We start from the raw sequence: 21,217 nt of genomic DNA, 5'->3' as shown, positions 1-21,217 counted from the left end.
GGAGGAATGATGACAATTTGGTTACTGGTATTCGGTTTCATGCTGCTGCTGATGGCTGCCATGGCCATCGGCGTGATGCTCGGACGCAAGCCGATCGCCGGTTCCTGCGGCGGGCTCAACAACATCGGCATGAAGGACGGCTGCGAAGTCTGCGGTGGCAAGGACGACGTCTGCGAGGAAGAGAACCGCAAGCGTGGCAGTGCCCGCCGTCGCGGTGATGAGAGCCGCGGCGCCGACCTCGGCTACAACGCCGTGCGGCGCTAGGTCTGCAAAATGTAGGAGCGGCTTTAGACGCGATGGGGGAGGCCCTTCACAGGGGCATGGCACCAAAGCCAATGTAGGAGCGGCTTCAGCCGCGATGATGTTGAGTTGCCCCGGCCCGGCAGCGCTGCGCACTGCATCGCGACTGAAGTCGCTCCCACAGATCGCGAATAAATTCGCTCCCACAGATCGCGAATGAATTCGCTCCCACAGGGAGTGGCGCCATTGGCTAATGTAGGAGCGACTTCAGTCGCGAAGGGGGGCTGCTTGGTAGCGCTGTGCGCTACATCGCGGTTAAAAACCGCTCCCACAGATCGCGAATAAATTCGCTCCCACAGGGAGTGGCGCCAAGGCAATAACACATTCAGGGGAAAGGAGACGCGACAGCACATGGCAGTCCACAACTACGACGTAGTGGTCATCGGCACCGGCCCGTCCGGCGAGAGTGCCGCCATCAACGCCGCCAAGCATGGCAAGCGCGTGGCCATCATTGAGAAGCAGCAGGCGGTGGGCGGCAACTGCACCCACTGGGGCACCATCCCCTCCAAGGCGCTGCGCCATCAGGTCAAGCAGATCATGCAGTTCAACACCAACCGCATGTTCCGTGATATCGGCGAGCCGCGCTGGTTCTCCTTCCCCAAGGTACTCGAACGCTCCCGGGTCACTATCGACCAGCAGGTCGAGATGCGCACCCGCTTCTACGCCCGTAACCGCATCGACCTGTTTTTCGGCGTGGCGCGCTTCAAGGACGAGCACACTCTGGTGATACGCGACGACCACGAGGGCGTCGAGGAGATTTGCGCCCAGAAGATCGTCATCGCCACCGGCTCGCGCCCCTACCGTCCGGCCGACGTCAACTTTCGCCACCCGCGCATCTACTGCTCCGACACCGTGCTCGGCCTGTCGCACACCCCGCGCACCCTGATCATCTTCGGCGCCGGCGTCATCGGCAGTGAGTACGCCTCGATCTTCTCCGGGCTCGGCGTCAAGGTCGACTTGATCGACTCCCGCGACCGCCTGCTGTCGTTCCTCGACGATGAGATCTCCGACGCGCTCTCCTACCACCTGCGCCAGAACGGTGTGCTGGTGCGCCACAACGAGGACTACGAGCGCATCGAGGGCGACGAGTCCGGCGTGGTGGTGCACCTCAAGTCGGGCAAGCGGCTGCGCGCCGACGCCTTCCTGTGGGCCAACGGCCGCACCGGTAATACCGACCAGCTGGGCCTCGAGAACATCGGCCTGGAGGCCAATGGCCGCGGTCAGCTGCAGGTCGACAACCACTACCGCACCGCCATCCCGCACATCTACGCGGTGGGCGACGTGATCGGCTGGCCGAGCCTGGCCAGCGCCGCCTACGACCAGGGCCGCAACGCCAGCGACGACCTGCTCGACGCCGACTTCCGCTTCGTCGACGACGTGCCCACCGGCATCTATACCATTCCCGAGATCAGCTCGGTGGGCAAGAACGAGCGCGAGCTGACCGACGCCAAGGTGCCCTACGAAGTCGCCCAGGCGTTCTTCAAGGATACCGCCCGCGCCCAGATCACCGGCGACACCGTGGGCATGCTCAAGATCCTCTTCCACCGCGACACCCTCGAGATCCTTGGCATCCACTGTTTCGGTGACCAGGCCTCGGAGATCGTGCACATCGGCCAGGCGATCATGCAGCAGCCCGGTGAGGCGAATACCCTCAAGTACTTCATCAACACCACCTTCAACTACCCGACCATGGCCGAAGCCTACCGCGTCGCCGCCCAGAACGGCCTCAACCGGCTGTTCTAGGCAGCGCTGCGCGCTGCAATCGCGAATAGATTCGCTCCCACAAGGGGTGGCGCGGTTGGCATGTGTGGGTGGATTCCCCACAACACCAGGAGTGGCGCCAAGGCCAATGTAGGAGCGACTTCAGTCGCGATGGGGTTGATCTATCCCGGCAGCGCTGCGCGCTGCAATCGCGAATAGATTCGCTCCCACAAGGGGTGGCGCCTTTGGCATGTGTGGGTGGATTTCCCACAACACCGGGAGTGGCGCCAAGGCATATGTGGGAGCGGCTTCAGCCGCGATGGGGTTGGTGGTGGCCGCGCGCTCAGCCGCGGTAGCGATACACCCGCAGGCTGGGCAGAAACACCTCATCCTCGAGCTTCTCGTCGCTGCGCCTGGCGCGGGTGCGTTTCTCGCTGGGCGCGGGGGGCGGCAGGTTGTAGTCGGGCAGGTGGCCGTCGTGGCTGGGAATGAACAGCGGCAGGGCGACATTCATGGCGCGGCGGCTGCGGCCGTCGGCCAGCGGCTCGGCGAAGAACAGGTTGGCGCGCATCAGCGGTGCCTGCTTCTGTACCTGGGCCAGCGGCTCGGCGCTGGGGATCCCCGCCAAGCGACGGAGCTGAATACGCACATGGGGCGCCTCGCTATCCAGCGCCAGCAGCTTCTGCTCGGCCTCGCCCACGCTAAGTTTCTTGATCGAGCGCCCGCTGGAATACCACGCCAGGCGCACCCGCGCCAGCGGCGCATCGGCGACCGGAATCGCCCGCCAGCACTGCTTGAGCTGCAGCCGCGCCAGGCCCTGACCGCGCAGATGGCTATGCAGCGCCGGATGGCGAAACGGCAGCACCGCTTTGAGCTCGGGGATCAGGCTCGCCGCCTTGGCGCGGATCTCCGCCAGCAGCGCGGCAAACTCGGCCTTGGCGGCATTGACCCTGGCCACCTCGTCGAGCAGCGCCTGATTGGCGGCCACCAGCCCCACGTGGCTACGCGTGGCGCGGCCGTCCTGGCCATCCTGATACCAGAAATCCAGCAGCGCCTGGCGCAGCCAGGCGGCGTCCGGGGTTGGGGTGTGCAGCGCCCAGGCCGATCCCGGTGCTTGGCGATACACCTCGCACAGCCCCTCGACCCGCTCGATCAGTCGGTCGAAGGCCGCCTCCAGCTCGGCCAGCAGGCGGTACTCGGTGGGGGGGCGAGCGGCCACGGCTAGTCCTCTCGGCCCGTGTCGCCGCGCTCGGCGCGCATAATCATCTCATCGATCTCGGTCTCGTCCATCGCCGGCTCGCCGGCGATACGGTGGCTGCCATCGGCCCAGGCGCCGAGGTCGATCAGCTTGCAGCGCTCCGAGCAGAACGGGCGGAACAGATTCTCCTCCACCCAGGCCACCGGTGTTTGGCAGCGGGGGCAGGGGACTTCGAGAGGGCGTGATGGGGTCTGACGCTGGCTCATATCACTTCCGTGGTAAGTCGTTGGCGAGTTGTCGATACAGTTGCCGATAGTAGCGGTCTAGCTCGGCGACGCGCTGGGTCAGCGCCGCGAGATCCCCTCCATTGTCGAGGATATCGTCGCCGCGGGCCAGGCGTTCGGTGCGCGGCATCTGCGCGGCGACGATGGCCCTGGCCTGGGCCTCGTCGACGCCGTCCCGCGTCGCGGTGCGCGCGATCTGCAGTGCCTCGGGCACGTCGATCACCAGGGTGCGGTCGGTCAGCGCCGCTTGGCCCGACTCGAACAGCAGCGGCGAGACCAGCAGATGGTAGGGCGCAGGGCCCGCTGCCATCTCCGCCAGCTGCGCCACCAGGCGCTCGCGGATGCGCGGATGGGTCACCGACTCCAGCCAGCGCCGCTCGCCGGCATCCTGGAACACGATCTCGCGCAGCGCGCGGCGGTTCAGGCGGCCGTCGTCGTCCAGCACCTGCGGGCCGAAGCGCGCGACGATCTCGTCCAGCGCCGGCTCGCCAGGCTCGACCACCTCGCGGGCCACGTCGTCGGCATCCACCCAGGGGATGCCGTGCTCGGCAAAGGCCCGCGCCACGCTCGACTTGCCCGAGGCAATGCCGCCGGTAACGCCTACGCAAAGGCTCATGAATTCTCCCGCCAGTTGTCCACTTTCTCACCTCAGCTCAAGCATAAACGGCCCCACATTCGCGGTCACCAGTGGCCACCCTGGCGGTTAGACACCGACGATCCCGAGATAGAGTGCCATCAGCGGCTCGCCCATCAGCAGAGCGATCCAGCCGGCCATGGCCAGGAAGGGGGCGAACGGCATTGGTGTGCCGCGTAGCTTGGGCAGCGCCAGCTGCAGCACGATGCCGACCAGCGCGCCGACCCCGGCAGACAGGATCAGCAGCAGTGGCAGGTACTGCCAGCCCAGCCAGGCGCCCAGCGCGGCGAGCAGCTTGAAGTCGCCGTAACCCATGCCTTCCTTGCCGGTGATCAGCTTGAATAGCCAGTAAAAACTCCACAGTGCGAGATAGCCGAGCATTGCACCGATCACCGCGCTGGGCAGCAGCAGCGGCTGCAACAGCAGCTGGTAGAGCAGCCCTGCCCACAGCAGCGGTAGGGTCATGATGTCGGGCAGCAGCTGGGTGCGCAGGTCGATCACCGCCAGCGCCAGCAGCGTCAGGCAGGCGCCGACGATGAACAGCCCGGCCAGGCTGGCGCCGTACAGCGCCACAGTCGCCAGCGTCAGTATCGCTCCGGCCAGCTCGATCAGCGGGTACTGCGGGCTGATCCGCCCGTTGCAGCCGGCGCAGCGCCCGCGGCGCTTGAGATAGCCGAGCAGCGGGATGTTGTCGTACCAGGCAATCGGCTGGGCGCAGCTGGGGCACTGCGAGCGCGGCGTCAGCAGGTTGAAGCGTGGTACCGCCTCTGGCTGCTGCTCCAGGGCATCCAGTGCCTCGGCCCGCCAGCCCTGCATCAGCATCACCGGCAGGCGGGTGATCACCACGTTGAGAAAGCTGCCCAGGCACAGCCCGAGTACGGCGGCCAGCGGCCAGAGCATCGCGGGTGGCAGGTCTAGCGTCACGCTCAAAGCACACTCCCCAGTTCGAAGATCGGCAGGTACATCGAGACTACCAGGCCGCCCACCAGTACGCCGAGCACCACAATGATGAACGGCTCTAGCAGCGAGGTGAGGGCGTCGACCTTGTTGTCGACCTCCTCTTCGTAGTAGTCGGCCACGCGGTTGAGCATGGCGTCCAGCGAGCCGGCTTCCTCGCCGATGCTGACCATCTGCACGGCCAGCGGCGGAAAGCGCTCGGTGAGGCGCATGGCGAAGTAGAGCTGCTGGCCGGTGGAGACATCGTCGCGCACCTGCAGCACGGCGCGCTCGTAGACCTTGTTGCCGGCGGCGCCGGCGGTGGTCTCCAGCGACTCGACCAGCGGCACCCCGGCGCCGAAGGTCGTGGCCAGGGTGCGCGAGTAGCGTGCCACGCACGACTTGTCGAGGATATCGCCGATCACCGGAATCCGTAGTGACAGGGCGTGCATACGGTAGGCGAAGGCCTCGGAACGCTTCATGCCCAGGCGGATACCCAGCACCGTACCCACCACGATGACGATGCCCCACAGCCAGTAGGCCTGGGCGAACTCGGAGAATGCGATGGTCGTGCGCGTCATCGCCGGCAGCTCGGCGCCGAAACCGCGGAACAGGCTCTCGAACTGTGGCACCACCTTGATCAGCAGTAGCGCGATCACGCCCGCCGCAACTAGAATCACTGCCGCCGGGTAGTAGAGCGCCTTCTTGACCCGCCCCTTGAGCGATTCGACCTTCTCCTTGTAGGTCGCCACCCGCTCCAGCATGCGGTCCAGCGAGCCCGATTGCTCGCCAGCCTCGACCATGTTGGCGAACAGCCGGTCGAAGTGCTCGGGGTGGTGCTTGAGCGCCTCGGAGAAGCTCGCCCCGGCCGCCACCTCGTTCATCAACTCCTGTACCAGGGCGCTCATGGCGGGTTTCTTGAGGCTCTCGGCGACCACCTGGAAGGCCTGCAGCACCGGCACCCCGGCGCGGATCATGGTCGCCATCTGGCGGGCGAACAGCATCACGTCACGGGACTTGATCGTGCCCATGCCGCCGAACAGCGAGCTCTTGCGGCGCACGCTCTTGATGATGATGCTCTGTCCGGCCAGCTCGCGTTCCACCTCGGCCTTTTGGCTGGCGACGATCTCGCCCTGCACCTTGCGCCCGTTGGGGCCCTTGCCTGTCCACTTCCAGCGGTGAAGCTTGATCTTGGTTGGCGCTTTGAGTTGTCGTGTCGCCATTATCGTTCCCCTGCGTTATCGGTGTCAGCGCCCAGCGAGTTGATAGGACCACCCCCGCCTCCGCTCGGGACTTACCTGGCGGTAGGCCTACGAGGGGGCGCTGTAAACCATCCCTGGGCGCTCCCTATGCCATCCCTGGCATAGAACCCCCTCTGCGACCTACCGCCAGCGCCCCTCACTTGCTGCTCGGCGCCCTCTTTAGTGTGGGAGCGAATTCATTCGCGATTCGTGGGAGCGACTTTAGTCGCGATTGCAGCGCGCAGCGTTGCCGGGGTAGGCCAACCCCATCGCGACTGAAGTCGCTCCCACATTTGCCTTGGCGCTATGCTCATGTGGGAGCGAATTTATTCGCGATGCAGCGCGCAGCGCTGCCGGCTCACTCCCCAGCGCTCGGCGCTACTCCTTTATCACCCGGTTGACTTCTTCCAGGCTGGTAATCCCCTGCATCACCTTGAGCAAGCCGCTGCGACGCAGGTCCGGATGGCCTTCGCGGCGCGCCTGCTCGTCGAGCTCCAGGGCGTTGCCGTTACGCATGATCAGCTGGCTGATCGCCTCGGAAACCGGCACCACCTCATAGATCCCCACTCGGCCCTTGTAGCCCAGGGTGCACTTGCGGCAGCCCACCGGGTGGTAGATCGTCGCCTGGGCGATCTCCTCGTCGCTGAAGCCCTCCTCGCGTAGCGCTGCGGCGGGAATCTCCGCCGGCTCCTTGCACAGTGCGCAGAGCTTGCGCGCCAGCCGCTGGGCGATGATCAAGCTCACCGAACTGGCGATATTGAACGCCGCCACGCCCATGTTGGAGAGCCGCGTGAGGGTCTCGGCGGCGGAGTTGGTGTGCACAGTGGAGAGCACCAGGTGGCCGGTCTGCGAGGCCTTGACGGCAATCTCGGCGGTCTCCAGATCGCGGATCTCGCCGACCATGACGATATCCGGGTCCTGGCGCAGGAAGGCGCGCAGGGCGCTGGCGAAGTCGAGGCCGATCTTGGTGTGCACGTTGACCTGGTTGACCCCCGGCACCTTGAGTTCCACCGGATCTTCGGCGGTGGAGATATTGCGTTCGGTGGTATTGAGGATATTGATGCCGGTGTAGAGCGTCACCGTCTTGCCGCTGCCGGTGGGGCCGGTAACCAGGATCATGCCCTGAGGCTCGGCCAGCGCCGCTTCGTAGAGCTCGCGCTGCTGAGGCGTGAAGCCCAGTGCATCGATGCCGAGCTGTGCCGAGGCGGGGTCGAGAATACGCAGCACGAGCTTCTCGCCGTACACGGTGGGCAGCGAGTTGACGCGAAAGTCGATGGAGCGCTGCTTGGAGAGGCGCAGCTTGATGGCGCCGTCCTGGGGCAGGCGCCGCTCGGAGATGTCGAGACGCGCCATGACCTTGAGGCGTGCGGCGATCCTGGTGCGCATGCCGAACGGCGGCCGCGCCGCTTCCAGCAGGATGCCGTCGATGCGCAGGCGGATGCGGTAGCTCGACTCGTAGGGCTCGAAGTGGATGTCCGAGGCGCCGCGCTTGATGGCGTCGAGCAGGATCTTGTTAACGAAGCGCACCACCGGGGCGTCGTCGCTGCTGGCGGTGACGGCGCTGTCGTCGGCGGGATCGTACTCGTCGTAGGCGAGGCCTTCGAGCGCCTGGTCGGCGTCGTCGAGGCCTTCCATGATGTCGCTTTGGTCGACCTGGCTCAGGTAGTTCTCCAGCGCCGGGGCCAACTGGTCGAGGGGGGCCAGCACGCCTTCCACCGAGATGCCCAGAGCAAACTGCAGTTCGTCGAGCACGGCCAGGCTCGAGGGGTAGGGCACTGCCACCGTCACGCCGTGGTCGCTGCGGGTCAGCGGCATCACGCCGAGCCTGCGCAGCAGCGCTTCGGGCATCTCGCCGGCGGGGGGCAGGCTGTCGAGACGCAGGGCGTCGAGGTCGAGCAGTGGCAGGCCATACTCCCAGGCTGCGGCCATCGCCGCCTGGCGCGGGGTGACCAGGCCGCTCTCGACCAGGTGCTGCATCAGCGAGACCTCTGCCTCGCGGGCCTCGTGTTCGGCGCGATTGGCCGCTGCGACCGATAGTAGGCCTTCCTCCACCATCCGCCCGGCGATGCCGCGCAAGCGAGTGGGCGGTGGCTCTTGGGGTGGGGGGGGAGGGGCGTCGGTCATGGCAGGTCTCGGTGAAAGCAAGCAGTACTGTCAGTTTACTCGCGAGCGCGACTGAAAAAAGCCATGAATGCCATCTTACGAACGTGGTATTAAGAAAGTGAGGAGGGGTAGTAATGCGGGCATGAATAGGGCGTGAAACCTACTGTAATGGAGTGTGATGCTTTTAATCCTTGCAGTATCGTTTTTGTGAAAATCCCAGGACGCCGCGGTGGTCATACTACCCAGGAGTAGCGTTGAACAACCGCGTTACTTCAGGGGAGGCGTCGAGCCGAGTGCGCTAAGATGGCCGTGCAGGTACTCACTGAGTACATCATTAAAAAGTATGATGCGCTGAAGGAAGATCGTCGGCGCATCAACAGCGGCAAGAGGGTGGTGCCAGTGACGAGCGGTGTCAGCAAACAGTAGAGCCGCGACTGCCTCAGGACAGCGAGCCAGGGGGCTCAATAACGTGAGCGGCAACGGTGCTGTGACAGCGGATCAATCAGGCTGGGCCAGAAAAACCGTAGGGGTAAAAAATGATGACACAGATGCGTAACCAACCCGTCAAGGGTAAGGCCGGCCAGGGCGGTTTTACCCTGATCGAACTGCTGATCGTAGTGGCGATTATCGGTATTTTGGCAGCGATTGCGATCCCGCAGTATCAAAATCATACGGTTAGGGCAGCGAACAATGCTTGCGCAACAGAGGTTAGAAGTTATGCAACTTCGGCTGCCGCAGAACTTTATGAAGGGAGGACTGCACCGGCTTACCCTACTGATTCAGCGTGTGAAGACTGGGTTCCTGCAGATCCCTCCGGTATTGTACTTGGAAGCAGAATATCTGCGAGTGCTGTTTCGCCCGGTAAAGAATCATTTTCTTTTGACATTTAACTGGAAGATTCTAGGCCGGTACCCGCCGGCCTTTCCTCTTCCCTCTTCCCACTTTTCTCTTGTTTCTTCCTCCCTCTCCACACCCCTTGCATCATTTCCCGCTAGGCTGTTGCTAAACCCGCAACGCAAGGAGCTTGCCATGCTGCCGCTTTCTCTCCGTTCGTCCCGCTGGCCGTTGCTGGCGGCGAGTGCGCTGACGCTGGCGCTGGGGGTGTCGCCGCTGGCGGCTCAGCCGGGAAATGGCCAGGGCGCGGCGCCGTTTGGCTATCTGGCCCAGGGGGCTTCATCTCAAGGCTCTCCACAGGAGCAAGGCCAAGGCGCCTCACAGGGGCAGGGGCGCGGCCAGGGCCAGCGTCGTCAGCAGGAGGCTCGCAGCCGCGAGTCGGCGCCGCGAGAAAGTCGCCGCGGCGATGAGCGTCGCAACGGCGATTGGCGCGAGGGCCCGAGCCTGGAGGAGCGGGTGATCCGGCGCATCTTCGAGGACAACCGCGACTACGTCAGCCGCGACGCCGACCTGCCGCCGGGCATTCGCAAGAACCTCGAACGTGGCAAGCCGCTTCCCCCGGGTATCGCCAAGCGCTTCGACGACCGCCTGCACGGCCAGCTACCCCGCTATGAAGGCTATGAATGGCGCCAGGCCGGCCAGGATGCCATCCTCGTCGACATCGCCAACGAGGTGGTCTATGAGATACTGCGCGGTGTGGTGTATTGATCCCCATCGCGACTGAAGTCGCTCCTGTTTTTGCCTTGGCGCCACTCCCTTTGACTACCCCACTTCGACGCGGTTGCGGCCGTCCTGCTTGGCCTGGTAGAGGGCCTGATCGGCGCGAGGGTAGAGGGCGGCAAAGCTGTCGTCTGGCGGGGCAGTATCGGTGCGGGTGGTGGTGACCCCGGCGCTGATGGTGATGGAAAGTGCTTCGGCCTGGCCGTGGAAGCTGTGCTCTGCCACGGCACGGCGCAGCCGCTCACAGAGCTCGCTGGCGCCGGTGGCGTCGGTGGCGGGCATCAGCACGCAGAACTCTTCGCCGCCGATGCGCGCTACCACGTCGGCACGGCGCACCACGTCCTTGAGCAGCGTGGCGAAGGCGACCAGGATGCGGTCGCCGGTGGGGTGGCCATACTGGTCGTTGACCTCCTTGAAGTGGTCGATATCGATCAGCGCCAGGCTGACCGGTGTGGCGCTGCGAATACTCTGGGCGAACAACCGGCTGGCTTGGTCGAGCAGCGCGCGGCGGTTGTTGAGGCCAGTGAGTTCGTCGGTGACGCTGAGCGCTTCGACCAGCGTCTTCTGGCGCGCGATCTGGTAGAGCGCGGCGAGCAGTGCGGCGATCACTACCATCACTAGTAGCGCCAGGGCGATGATCCAGCGCGCCAGGCGCTGCATCAGCTGCTGCTGGCTGGCGGCGGCGGTGAATACCTGGTGTTGCAGCTCGCTGTAGATAAAGGCCAGGGTGTCGTCGAGCTGGTCACTCAGGGTCTCCAGGCGGGCCAGGCTTTGTGGGTCATTCAGGCTGTGTGCCAGCAGCGGCTCGGCTTCCATCAGCAGACGATTCAGCACGCGATACTCGTCGAGGATATGCTGATAGTCCTCCTTGGGCAGGGCGCTGCGCGAAAGATACTGGTGAATGCTGCTCTGGCGGGTGGCGATGATCCACAGGCGCTCTAGTGACTGCTGCTGGTGGAGGGGCTCGGGATTATCGACCAGGCTGTCGATGGCCTGCTGGATGTGGAGGCTATCCTGCTGGCCGCGCACTACCTCGCTGGCAAAACCGAGGTAGTCAGCGCCGAGGTGACGACCGGCGTTGTTGGCAAAGCTCCAGGCAGTGCCGAGCAGCAACGCACCGAGAAGCGCGAACAGCACGCACAGCGGCAGCAGCAGCTGCTGTGTCAGCCGAGGCAGGCGCATGGGTGGCTCAACGGGCGCGCAGAGTGGTAATCGACCAGATCCACTTGGTCAGTGGCTCGCTGCCCTCGTGTACCGCTTCGATGTCAGCGGGAACGGTCAACATCAGCGGGCCGTGCTGGTGAGCGGGCAGGGGCGCGCCATTGAGGCGCGTGACCAGAAGATAGGCCTTCTCCTGGCGCTCCTCGGGCGTCAGGAACACGGTGTAGTCGTCACGGGCGATATAGCGTAGCCGTTCGATGCTGTCGAGTTCGTGGGCGGCCAGGAAGTCATCCAGCAGCACGCCGAGGAACTCGCCCTCGGGGCCCTCGGGGTGGGCCATATCGACGGCATATAGCGGCAGTGACTCGATATCGGCCAGCGACAGCGTGGTGTGGCGCTCGCCGCGTTCGAGCGCGAGAACCGGGGTGGTGTCCTCTGAGGGCGCGCGGTCACTTGCTGAGAGCTCGGCGGCCATCAGCGGGGCACATGCCAGCAGTGAGGCCAGCAGCGAGGGCAGTGGTGTGAACAGCAGTGGGTTGCGCGCCGCGAGTCGCCGCAGCGCGAGGGGGGAGTTCCCCCGGGTCGTGGTGGTCATATGCATTTTCCCTGCGTGGCCGCCATCGTCGATAGTGACTGTTTTTTTTGCCGCGGCGCCAAGCCTGAGACGTGTCTTGGCACGCTTGTCAGGCTTGGTCGCGGTTTCTGTTAGTAAAGCGCCTGCTCCTCGCTAATGACTTCCTTGAGAAGTTCAAGAAACAGCCGGTCGGCCTCGGAGTGCTCGGCCGGGTCGTCGGGGATATGCACGCTGGTGGTGTCGCTGACCTCTCGGGCGATGCCGGCCAGCATGTCGCGCTCGTTGAGATCGGCATGCTTGCGGGCGATCTGCAGCGCCTGCTCGAGGATCGCCGGTTCCTGCAGCAGTTTCTTTATGAACCCTCGCAGCTCATTGATTACGCGGGTCTTGTGAATCTCGGATGCGGACATGTGGAAACCCTGTCATGCGGTTGACGAAGTCGCGCGGCCTAGCCGCGCGCTTAGTGAGACGATAGCACAGCTCGCTGGCAATTGAGCTTCGATGTGCGACCTCGTTAAGGCTTTCAACGCGGTACGTGGCATGCAGGAAACGCCTCAGGTAGGCGCTGCCAATAAAGTGCGACTAATCTACGCTGGTGCTTTGAGTAAACTCATTGGATAATTCGTTCCGCTGGATTACAATTGATTACAAAATAGTGCCGCTTGCAATGCCAGATACTAACTAATCCGCATCACGACAGGCGTCACTACTATTGACAACAGCGCTACTGGCCGGTGCCAGGTGTTTCGCATAACGCAAGGGAGCAATGCTTTATGAAATCGTTCAGCGTGCCTCAATGTCGCCGTCGTTTCCCTGTCTTGACGCGCCATGCCGCGTATGGGGCGGCAGCTCTCGGCCTGATGGCCGGAGCCGTGCTGCCGGCGGCCGCCCAGGTGCCGAGCGGCCTGGCAGGGATGTCGTCGCCAGGCAGCAGCGATCTGCGCGAGGTGGTGCAGCGTGCGGTGTCGACCAACCCCGAGGTGCAGGCGGCCTATAACGGCTTTCGTGCCTCGACCAATGAAGTCGATATCGCCCGCGGCGGCTACCTGCCGAGCATCGATGTCAGCGCCGGTGTCGGTATCGAGGATCGCGAAGGCGATGGTCGCGGCAGCTTCGACACCGACTTCGCCGAGTTGTCGCTGACCCAGATGATCTACGACGGCTTCGCCACCCGCAGCGAGGTCGAGCGCCTCGACCGCGCCAAGCTGGTGCGTTACTACGAGCTGCTGGGGGCCAGCGAAGAGGTGGCGCTGGAAGCCGCGCGAGCCTATCAGGACGTACGCCGCTACCGCGAGCTGGTGAAGCTGGCGCGGGACAACTACCGCGAGCACATGCGTGTCTTCAATCAGATCGAGGAGCGCGTCGACTCCGGCGCCGGGCGCCGGGTCGACCTGGAGCAGATCAGCGGACGCCTGGCGCTGGCCGAGTCCAACCTGATGACCGAAGCCTCCAACCTCCACGACGTCAGCTCGCGCTACCAGCGCCTGATCGGCGACCTGCCGGCCGCTAACCTCGCACCAGCGCCGGCGCTGGACGGCGAGCTGCCGCCGTCGGTCAACGATGCGGTGCGCATGGCCTACGAGGGCAACCCCAACTTCCACGCCGCCATCGAGAACATCGAGTCGGCCCGCGCCGAGCAGGCCGGTACCCGCTCGGCGTTCCAGCCGCGCCTGGAGTTCCGCGCCCGCACCGGCACCAACAACCAGAGCGACTTCACCGGCCGCCGCGACCAGCACGTCGCCGAGCTGGTGGCGACCATGAATCTCTACCGCGGCGGCAGCGACCGCGCCTCGTTCCGCCGCGCCAGCGACCTGGTCGAGCAGTCCATCGACCTGCGCGACGTCGAGTGCGTCAACCTGCGCCAGACCACCCAGATCGCCTACAACGACACCCAGCGGCTGCGCGAGCAGATGCAGTACCTCAACGAGCACCGTCAGTCCATCGACCGGGTGCGCGGCGCCTACCAGCAGCAGTTCGACATCGGCCAGCGCACCCTGCTCGACGTGCTCGACAGCGAGAACGAGTACTTCGAGGCCAGCCGCGCCTACATCAACGCCGAGTATGACCTGGCGATTGCCGATGCCCGCACTCTGGCGGCGATGGGCAAGTTGATGCCGGCATTGGGCGTGATGCGTGACGACACCCCGAACCTGGCCGAGCTGTCCAGCGACGGCGTCACTATCAATGCCGACGACATCTGCCCGGCCCAGGGCCCGGCGGGTTTCACTCTTGAAGACTTGACCGGCGACCTCAACGTGCCGGCGCCGACCCGCGCCCCGGATGTGACCATCAGCGCCGATGCCCTGTTCGCGATCAATAGCGCCGAGCTGAGCGCTGCGGCGCGTGGTGAGCTCAACGGCCTGGCGGCGCAGATTCGCCAGCGTGACGACCTGGCGCGGGTGTTCATCGCCGGCCACGCCGACAGCACCGGCACCGATGCCATCAACGACCCACTCTCCGAGGCGCGGGCGCGCAACGTGGCCGAGTATCTCGCCTCCCAGGGGGTATCCCCGGGGCTGCTGGAGAGCCGTGGCTATGGCTCCAACAATCCGGTGGCCAGCAACGACACCGTCGAGGGACGCCGCCAGAACCGTCGCGTGGAGGTCACCCTGGAAACCAACGGCGAGAACCTCGACATGACCGGTACGCCGCTGCGCAGCCGCGACCTCAGCGCACGCTGGAGCGTCGAGCGCCCAGCCCCTGTGGCTGAGGCGGCAGGGGTGGCAAGTACGTCGGCGCTGAACTGGGACCAGCAAGTAGCGTCGACCAGCGTCGGCGCTGATGCCCAGGCCGAGGCCGCCGACATGACGCTGCCCGAGGCGCCGGCGGATTCGCTGGTGCAGGTGGTGGCGGTAAGCTCCGCCGAGCGCGCTGCCGAACTCGAAGCGCAGCTGAGTGCCGAACTCGGTGGCCCGGTGCGGGTCAGCAACGGCGGTCGCCTGTACAGCGTGCAGCTGGGGCCGGTGGCCAGGAGCGAAGCCGAAGCTCTGCGCGGCCGGGTGGCCGGACTGGGCTTCGCTGAAGCTTATCTGATTTCGGCCGATAACCCCTCTTGAGCGGCGCGCGTGTTGGCGAGGATGCGCGACTGTCTCAGTACCCACGTAGTAGGGATTGCATCAACCGGGTGAAGGGGCGACCGTGACCAGCGATGCCAAACATGCCGTAGAGGCGGGGCGCCAGCCGCCGCCGCAGGACGACCTGCTGGAATGCCTGCGCGTGGTGGCCCGTGCCCACGATCAGGAGATGGGGCGCGATGCGCTGCTGGCCGGCCTGCCGCTGGAGGAGGGCAGGCTGACCCCGGGGGTGTTCCCGCGCGCGGCGTCCCGCGCCGGGCTCGCCGCCCGCCATGCCCGCTCCAGGCTGGTGCAGCTCAACCCGGCGCTGATGCCGGTGGTGGTGCTGCTCGAGCCGGGGCGCGCCTGCGTGCTGGTGGCGCTGGACGTCAAGTCGCGCACGGCGCGGGTGATCTTTCCCGAACTGGGCGAGGCGGCCACCGAGGTGAGCCTGGACGAGCTGCAGGCGCGCTACAGCGGGCGGGTGATCTACGCGCGGCCCAGGTTCCGCTTCGACGCCCGCGGCCCCGAGGTCAGCCAGCAGAAGTCGCGCCACTGGTTCTGGGGCGTGATCCGCGAGAACCGCCGGCTCTACCGCGACGTGATCATCGGCTCGGTGATGATCAACCTGTTCGCGGTGGCCATGCCGCTGTTCGTGATGAACGTCTACGATCGGGTAGTCCCCAACCAAGCCACCGAGACGCTGTGGGTGCTGGCCGCGGGGATCTTCGTGGTGCTGTGCTTCGACCTGGCGCTGCGCCTGATGCGTAACGCCTTCGTCGACCTGGCGGCGAGCCGCGCCGACGTCAAGCTGTCGGCGTCGATCATGCAGCGGGTGCTGGGCATGCGCCTCGAGGCGCGACCGGCCTCCACCGGCTCGTTTGCCGCCACCCTGCAGTCGTTCGAATCGGTGCGCGCCTTCATCGGCTCGGCCACCGTGGTGGGTCTCGTCGACCTGCCGTTCGTGATCATGTTCGTGGCAATCATCGCCATCATCGGCGTGCCGCTGGTGATCCCCATCGTGGTGGGTATCGTCTTCGTGCTGCTCTACGCGCTGGCCGCTCAGAGCAAGCTGCACGAGCTTTCCGAGACCACCTGGCGGGTCGGCGCCCAGCGCAACGCCACGCTGGTGGAATCGTTGGGCAACCTGGAAACCGTCAAGACGCTGCGCGCCGAGAGCCGGCTGCAGGCGGTGTGGGAAAAGACCACGGCATTCCTGTCGCGTACCTCGGCGCAGCTGCGGCTGATCAGCTCGTCGGTGTCGAGCGTGGCGCTGTGGGCCCAGCATACGGTGGCGGTGGCGGTGATCATCGTCGGCGTCTACCTGATCATCGAGGGCGACCTTAGCCAGGGCGGGCTGATCGCCGCCTATCTGCTGTCGTCGCGGGCCATGGCGCCGGTCAGCCAGGCCGCGGCGCTGCTCGCCCAGTATCACCAGTCGTCCACCGCGCTGGAGTCGCTCAACGGGGTGATGGACAAGCCGGTGGAGCGCCCCGAGGGCAAGTCCTTCGTCTCCCGGCCGGTGGTGAACGGCGAGCTGGAGCTCAACCGCATCACGCTGCGCTACCCCGACGAGGAGCGCGACGCGATTCGTGATATCTCGCTCAAGATCAAGCCCGGCGAGAAGGTCGCGCTGCTGGGCCGGGTCGGCTCGGGCAAGTCGACCCTCAACAAGCTGATGCTGGGCCTCTACCAGCCCACCAGCGGTGCGGTGTTGCTCGACGGTGTGGATATCCGCCAGTTCGACCCCATCGAGCTGCGCCGGCATATCGGCTATGTGCCCCAAGATGTCAGCCTGTTCTACGGCTCGTTGCGCGAGAACGTGGTGGCCGGCGGTGGCAGTGAAGGGGTCGAGGACGAAGCGCTGCTGCAGGCGCTGGAGATCAGCGGTATCGGCGAGCTGGTCAACAACCATCCCCACGGTGTCGACCTGCCGGTGGGCGAGCGTGGACAGATGCTCTCCGGCGGCCAGCGTCAGGGCGTGGCGATCGCCCGGGCGGTGGTCCACGACCCGCAGATCCTGCTGCTCGACGAACCCACCAGTGCCATGGACCACGCCAGCGAGGAGGCCTTCAAGAAGCGCCTGGCTGAGTATGCCGCGGCCAAGACCATGATCGTCGTGACCCACCGCACCTCGCTGCTATCAATGGTCGACCGCATCGTGGTGGTCGACGCTGGCAAGATCGTCGCCGACGGACCCAAGGACAAGGTGGTAGAGGCTCTGCGTAGTGGCCAGATCGGGAGGGCCAACTGATGGCGCAGAGCAAGTCCAAGACCGCCGAACAGCAGGGCTTCGAGGCCATCGGGCGGCTCTCCGAGGGCGGTGGCCGGCCGTTTAGGCCGCTGATCGACCGGTTGTTTGCACGCCGCGTGTCGTCGGCGCACCTCAATCGTGACTGGGCCAGCGACGCCGACTGGGCGCGCATGCAGCAGGACCCGATACGCGCCCGGGGCTTCCTCTACACCGTGCTGCTGGCCCTGGTGGCGCTGATCGTCTGGTCGTACTTCGCCCAGATCGATGAGGTGACCCGCGGCACCGGCCGGGTGATTCCCTCTCAGCAGCTGCAGAAAGTGCAGTCCTTCGACGGCGGGGTGGTGCAGGACATCCTGGTCCGTGAGGGCCAGATGGTCGAAGCCGGCGAGCTGCTGATGCGCATCGACCCGACCCGCTTCGTGTCGAGCTTCCGCGAGAACCGCGCCCGGGCGCTGACGCTGCAGGCGCGCATTGCGCGGCTGCAGGCGCTGATCACCGGCTCGTCGTTCTCGCCCTCCGACGAGCTGCTGGCCGAGGCACCCGAGATCGTCGCCCAGGAGCGTGAGCTCTACGAGGGCCGCCGCGACGAGCTGCGCGAGGTCGAGAGCATCGCCCGCGACCGGCTGCGTCAGCGCCAGGAGGAGCTCAACGAGGCGCAATCACGGCTCAGCACTGCCAGCCGCGAGCTGAGCATGGCCAGCCAGGAACTCAACCTGACCCGGCCGCTGCTTAGCTCGGGCGCCGTCTCCGAGGTCGAGGTACTGCGCCTCGAGCGCGAGGTGTCGCGGGCCCAAGGCGACCGCAGCCAGGCCGGCTCCCAGGTCGCCAGGCTCGAGGCGGCGGTGGAGGAGGCCGAGGCCCAGCTGCGCGAGGTGACTCTCGAGAGGCGCGGTGAATGGCGCGACTCCTTGGCCGAAGCGCTGGGCGAGCTTTCGGCACTGGACGAGTCGAGCACCGGTCTCGAGGACCGGGTGCGGCTGGCCGAGGTGCGTGCGCCGGTGGCAGGGGTGGTGCAGCGCATGCACATTACCACCTTGGGCGGCGTGGCCCAGCCCGGTCAGGACGTGGTCGAGATCGTGCCTACCGACGACCAGTTGCTGGTGGAGGCGCGCATCGCCCCGCAGGACATCGCCTTTCTGCGTCCCGGCCAGTCGGCCACCATCAAGCTGACCGCCTACGACTTCTCGATCTTCGGCGGCCTGGAGGCGGAGCTGGACCATATCAGCGCCGATACCATTACCGACGACAACGACAACACCTTCTATCTGGTACGGGTGAGGACGCTGGAGGGCGGCTTTGCCGACCAGCAGGACCTGGCGATCATTCCCGGGATGACCGCCCAGGTGGATATCATGACCGGCAAGCGCACGGTCATGGAGTACCTGCTCAAGCCGATTCTGCGTGGTACCAGCAACGCCTTGACCGAGCGCTAACACATGAAACAACACCTCTTCGTATGCCAAGGACTCGACGATATTCCGCGCTGGAAGGAGGCCTTCCCGCACCTGCGCCGCTGCACGCCGCAGCTGGCGCGGGCCCAGGCCGGCGCCGGTGATCACGTCTGGGTGGTCAGCCAGATCGAGGGCTGGGCTGGGCTGGTGCAGACCCTCTCCCAGCGCGGCGCTGTGCTGGTGGTGCTTGCCTATTCGCCGAGTTCGGTGGAGGCCTTCCAGGCGCTCAGCGCCGGTGCCCGGGGCTATGCCCACGCCTTTTCGCCGGCGCCGCTGCTGCAACAAGTCGAGGTGGTGACCGCCAACCAGGGCATATGGGTGTGGCCCGAGCTGCTGGCCCAGGTGGTCGGCTCGACCTTCCGCGCGCTGGGCGGCGAGGCGCGCATGCGCGACGACGCCCTGGGGTTGCTCACCGAGCGCGAGCGCGCGGTGGCGCTGGCGGTGGCCTCGGGCAAGAGCAACAAGGAGGTCGCCCGCGACATGGACATCACCGACCGCACTGTCAAGGCGCATCTCGGTGCGGTGTTCCGCAAGCTCAAGGTACGCGACCGTATGCAGCTTATCCTGCTGCTGTCGCAGCGTAGTGAAACGACCAGCAATGCCTGAGGGGGGTAGCGGCCCGTTACATCGGGTTACCCTGTCCATCAGTACTATGTTTTTCCCGCCTTGCCTCTCTTAGTCTGATGCCATAGCCCGATAAAATAGCCCGATAAAAACGCTGCTGCCTTTTCAGGACAGCAGCATGCTTACGCAGAAGGAACAGATCATGGCAATTGCAACCGTCCTCTCGATCACCGGTCAGGCCTGGGCCCGCGACGCCGACGGCAACCTACGCGAACTCAGCGTCGGCGACACCCTCGTCGAAGGCGAGACACTGGTCACCTCCGACAACGGCAGTGTGCAGCTCGACTTCCTCGATGGCCTCGACCCGACCACGATCAGCGGCGGCCAGGAAATTGCCATGACCCCGGATGTCGACGTCAACGCGCCGGTCGACGTCACCGATAGCGAAGTCCTGGATGCCGACCTCGAGGCGCTGCTCGCCGCCATCGACGATGACGACGTCGACCTGCTCGACGTGCTCGATCCTACCGCCGCAGGTGCCGGTGGCGGTGCTGCGGCCGATGGCGGGCACGGTTTCGTGCGCCTGGCGCGCATTACCGAGGGCGTCGATCCGCTGGCCTTCGAGTTTGGTAGTGTGCAAACCACGGAATTTACCACCCCTGAGGGCGAGGCTGCGCCGGTTGACGTTGGGGGGCAGGCGCAGGTCGAGGGCAACCCGACGGCTGACGATGCATCGCTCAGCTTTGCAGAGAATGCGTTGCTGCTGGGTGGAGGCGGTGGGTTCAATAGCCTTACTGAAGAAGGAACGTTGGACTTTGATTTTGGACTGCTCGGCCCCGGCAGTATTGGCTTTGCCAGCATGGATGGACAAACGCTGACGATTGGCCAGGAGAGCGTTACCTTCAGTTGGGATTCTGCTACCAACACCCTCACTGCCTCCAATGAGCGCATCCAAGCCAGCAATCCCGACGAGCCCTTTTTACTGCAGCTCGTCATCGACCCCCAGACCGGCGCGTTCACCATCACGCTTGCCAACAATCTGCTACATACCGAGGGCAGCGACGAGGCGCTTGCGAATCTTGTCTATACCGTGACGGATGCTGCAGGAAATAGCGTCAATGGCAACCTCATCGTTACCATCGTCGACGACGTGCCGGGCCTCGACCTGAGCGCCGTCGATCTCAGCGAGGTCAGCTTCGAGACCCTGGACAGCGAGACCGTCGACGGCACCTCGGTGGCCAGTGCCAGCGTGGCTGCGGCCTTCACCGCCGCGGTCGACGCCAGCTACGGCGCCGACGGTGCCGGCAGCACCGTGATCAGCGACTACGCCCTGACCCTGGGCGACCTCGACCACGGCCTGACCAGTGGCGGCGAGCCGGTTGTCTTTACACAAGACGCCAGCGGCGTAATCACCGGCACTGCCGATGGCACGGAAGTGCTGCGTATCGAGATCGGTGCCGACGGCACGGTCACCGTGACCCAGTCCGCGGCCCTCGACCATGACGCCCAGGGCGCCGACAGCCTCACGCTGCCGGCCGGCCTGGTCGGTGTCGAAGCCACGGTCACCGTCACCGACGGCGATGGTGACACCGTCAGCGACACCCTGAGTACCGACCTTAGCGGCAACATCAGCATCGTCGACGACGTGCCGGGCCTCGACCTGAGCGACGTTGACCTCAGCGAGGTCAGCTTCGAGACCCTGGACAGCGAGACCGTCGACGGCACCTCGGTGGCCAGTGCCAGCGTAGCCGCGGCCTTCACCGCCGCGGTCGACGCCAGCTACGGCGCCGACGGTGCCGGCAGCACCGTGATCAGCGACTACGCCCTGACCCTGGGCGACCTCGACCACGGCCTGACCAGCGGCGGCGAACCGCTCACCTTCAGCCTCGACGGCGGCGTGATCACCGGCAGCACGCCTGACGGCGAAGTGCTGCGTATCGAGATCGGCAGTGATGGCACGGTCACCGTGACCCAGTCCGCGCCCCTCGACCATGACGCCCAGGGTGCCGACAGCCTCACGCTGCCGGCCGGCCTGGTCGGTGTCGAAGCCACGGTCACCGTCACCGACGGTGATGGCGACACCGTCAGCGACACTCTGAGTACCGACCTTAGCGGCAACATCAGCATCGTCGACGACGTGCCGGGCCTC

Annotated in this window: 18 protein-coding genes and 1 pseudogene; 10 read left to right on the top strand and 9 right to left on the bottom strand. The window is 65.6% G+C overall.

Annotation, left to right across the window (positions count from 1 at the left end):
- Window positions 1–9: 9 nt before the first annotated feature.
- The gene (gene nqrM / locus CK498_RS21070) at window positions 10–264 is read left to right on the top strand and encodes a (Na+)-NQR maturation NqrM (RefSeq protein ID WP_095622829.1); all 255 of its coding nucleotides are present in this window, start codon (window positions 10–12) and stop codon (window positions 262–264) included.
- A gap of 387 nt (window positions 265–651) precedes the next feature.
- Entirely contained in the window at window positions 652–2,043 is a 1,392-nt protein-coding gene (gene sthA, locus CK498_RS21065; protein ID WP_095622828.1) for a Si-specific NAD(P)(+) transhydrogenase, read from the top strand.
- A gap of 301 nt (window positions 2,044–2,344) precedes the next feature.
- Here the strand turns inward: sthA and CK498_RS21060 are convergent, their stop codons facing one another.
- The 6 genes from CK498_RS21060 to pilB all read right to left on the bottom strand — a co-directional run bounded on the left by CK498_RS21060 (window position 2,345) and on the right by pilB (window position 8,418).
- A complete protein-coding gene (locus tag CK498_RS21060) occupies window positions 2,345–3,220 on the bottom strand; it encodes a DNA replication terminus site-binding protein (RefSeq protein WP_095622827.1) in 876 nt (291 codons plus the stop codon).
- Between the two features lie 2 nt (window positions 3,221–3,222).
- On the bottom strand, window positions 3,223–3,465 hold the full coding sequence (gene yacG / locus CK498_RS21055; protein ID WP_095622826.1) for a DNA gyrase inhibitor YacG: 243 nt from the start codon (window positions 3,463–3,465) through the stop codon (window positions 3,223–3,225).
- 1 nt (window position 3,466) lies between these two features.
- Window positions 3,467–4,099 carry a dephospho-CoA kinase gene (gene coaE, locus CK498_RS21050; RefSeq protein ID WP_095622825.1) on the bottom strand — a complete coding sequence of 211 codons (633 nt, stop codon included), beginning with the start codon at window positions 4,097–4,099 and terminating at the stop codon, window positions 3,467–3,469.
- Between the two features lie 87 nt (window positions 4,100–4,186).
- Entirely contained in the window at window positions 4,187–5,017 is an 831-nt protein-coding gene (locus CK498_RS21045; protein WP_095622959.1) for a prepilin peptidase, read from the bottom strand.
- A 26-nt stretch (window positions 5,018–5,043) separates the two neighbouring features.
- The gene (locus CK498_RS21040) at window positions 5,044–6,276 is read right to left on the bottom strand and encodes a type II secretion system F family protein (protein ID WP_095622824.1); all 1,233 of its coding nucleotides are present in this window, start codon (window positions 6,274–6,276) and stop codon (window positions 5,044–5,046) included.
- A gap of 396 nt (window positions 6,277–6,672) precedes the next feature.
- Window positions 6,673–8,418: a type IV-A pilus assembly ATPase PilB gene (pilB, locus tag CK498_RS21035; RefSeq protein ID WP_095622823.1), complete on the bottom strand. Its 1,746-nt coding sequence runs from the start codon at window positions 8,416–8,418 to the stop codon at window positions 6,673–6,675.
- A gap of 282 nt (window positions 8,419–8,700) precedes the next feature.
- Between pilB and CK498_RS26730 the strand changes: the two genes are divergently transcribed.
- From CK498_RS26730 to CK498_RS21025, 3 genes and pseudogenes are all read left to right on the top strand, one after another.
- Window positions 8,701–8,823 (top strand): hypothetical protein, encoded by a 123-nt coding sequence (locus CK498_RS26730; protein WP_267873764.1) that lies wholly within the window; start codon window positions 8,701–8,703, stop codon window positions 8,821–8,823.
- A 122-nt stretch (window positions 8,824–8,945) separates the two neighbouring features.
- A pseudogene (locus CK498_RS26420) lies at window positions 8,946–9,072 on the top strand (prepilin-type N-terminal cleavage/methylation domain-containing protein); the annotation flags it as partial.
- A 354-nt stretch (window positions 9,073–9,426) separates the two neighbouring features.
- Complete coding sequence (locus CK498_RS21025; protein WP_095622821.1) at window positions 9,427–9,999, top strand: anti-virulence regulator CigR family protein; 573 nt, start codon at window positions 9,427–9,429, stop codon at window positions 9,997–9,999.
- A gap of 54 nt (window positions 10,000–10,053) precedes the next feature.
- On the opposite strand, the gene CK498_RS21020 is transcribed toward CK498_RS21025, so the two are convergent.
- The 3 genes from CK498_RS21020 to CK498_RS21010 all read right to left on the bottom strand — a co-directional run bounded on the left by CK498_RS21020 (window position 10,054) and on the right by CK498_RS21010 (window position 12,156).
- Window positions 10,054–11,193, bottom strand: coding sequence for a GGDEF domain-containing protein (locus CK498_RS21020; RefSeq protein ID WP_095622820.1), 1,140 nt, complete (start codon window positions 11,191–11,193; stop codon window positions 10,054–10,056).
- Window positions 11,194–11,200: 7 nt separating this feature from the next.
- Window positions 11,201–11,767 (bottom strand): hypothetical protein, encoded by a 567-nt coding sequence (locus tag CK498_RS21015; RefSeq protein WP_095622819.1) that lies wholly within the window; start codon window positions 11,765–11,767, stop codon window positions 11,201–11,203.
- A gap of 110 nt (window positions 11,768–11,877) precedes the next feature.
- Window positions 11,878–12,156: a hypothetical protein gene (locus tag CK498_RS21010; protein WP_095622818.1), complete on the bottom strand. Its 279-nt coding sequence runs from the start codon at window positions 12,154–12,156 to the stop codon at window positions 11,878–11,880.
- A 363-nt stretch (window positions 12,157–12,519) separates the two neighbouring features.
- Here CK498_RS21010 and CK498_RS21005 point away from each other — a divergent pair, with 363 nt between their 5' ends.
- The 5 genes from CK498_RS21005 to CK498_RS20985 all read left to right on the top strand — a co-directional run.
- Window positions 12,520–14,802: a TolC family outer membrane protein gene (locus CK498_RS21005; RefSeq protein ID WP_095622817.1), complete on the top strand. Its 2,283-nt coding sequence runs from the start codon at window positions 12,520–12,522 to the stop codon at window positions 14,800–14,802.
- A gap of 82 nt (window positions 14,803–14,884) precedes the next feature.
- The gene (locus CK498_RS21000; protein WP_267873763.1) at window positions 14,885–17,053 is read left to right on the top strand and encodes a type I secretion system permease/ATPase; all 2,169 of its coding nucleotides are present in this window, start codon (window positions 14,885–14,887) and stop codon (window positions 17,051–17,053) included.
- Window positions 17,053–18,486, top strand: coding sequence for an HlyD family type I secretion periplasmic adaptor subunit (locus tag CK498_RS20995; protein WP_095622816.1), 1,434 nt, complete (start codon window positions 17,053–17,055; stop codon window positions 18,484–18,486). Before CK498_RS21000 ends, CK498_RS20995 begins: the two co-directional genes overlap by 1 nt.
- 3 nt (window positions 18,487–18,489) lie before the next feature.
- Complete coding sequence (locus CK498_RS20990; protein ID WP_095622815.1) at window positions 18,490–19,110, top strand: response regulator transcription factor; 621 nt, start codon at window positions 18,490–18,492, stop codon at window positions 19,108–19,110.
- Between the two features lie 160 nt (window positions 19,111–19,270).
- A partial coding sequence (locus CK498_RS20985) for a retention module-containing protein (RefSeq protein WP_176475866.1) occupies window positions 19,271–21,217 on the top strand: 1,947 nt, incomplete at its 3' end.

Origin of the sequence: Halomonas salipaludis, assembly GCF_002286975.1 — a bacterium.
Taxonomy (GTDB): Bacteria; Pseudomonadota; Gammaproteobacteria; order Pseudomonadales; family Halomonadaceae; genus Franzmannia; species Franzmannia salipaludis.
This window is presented reverse-complemented; position numbering and strand designations above follow the sequence as displayed.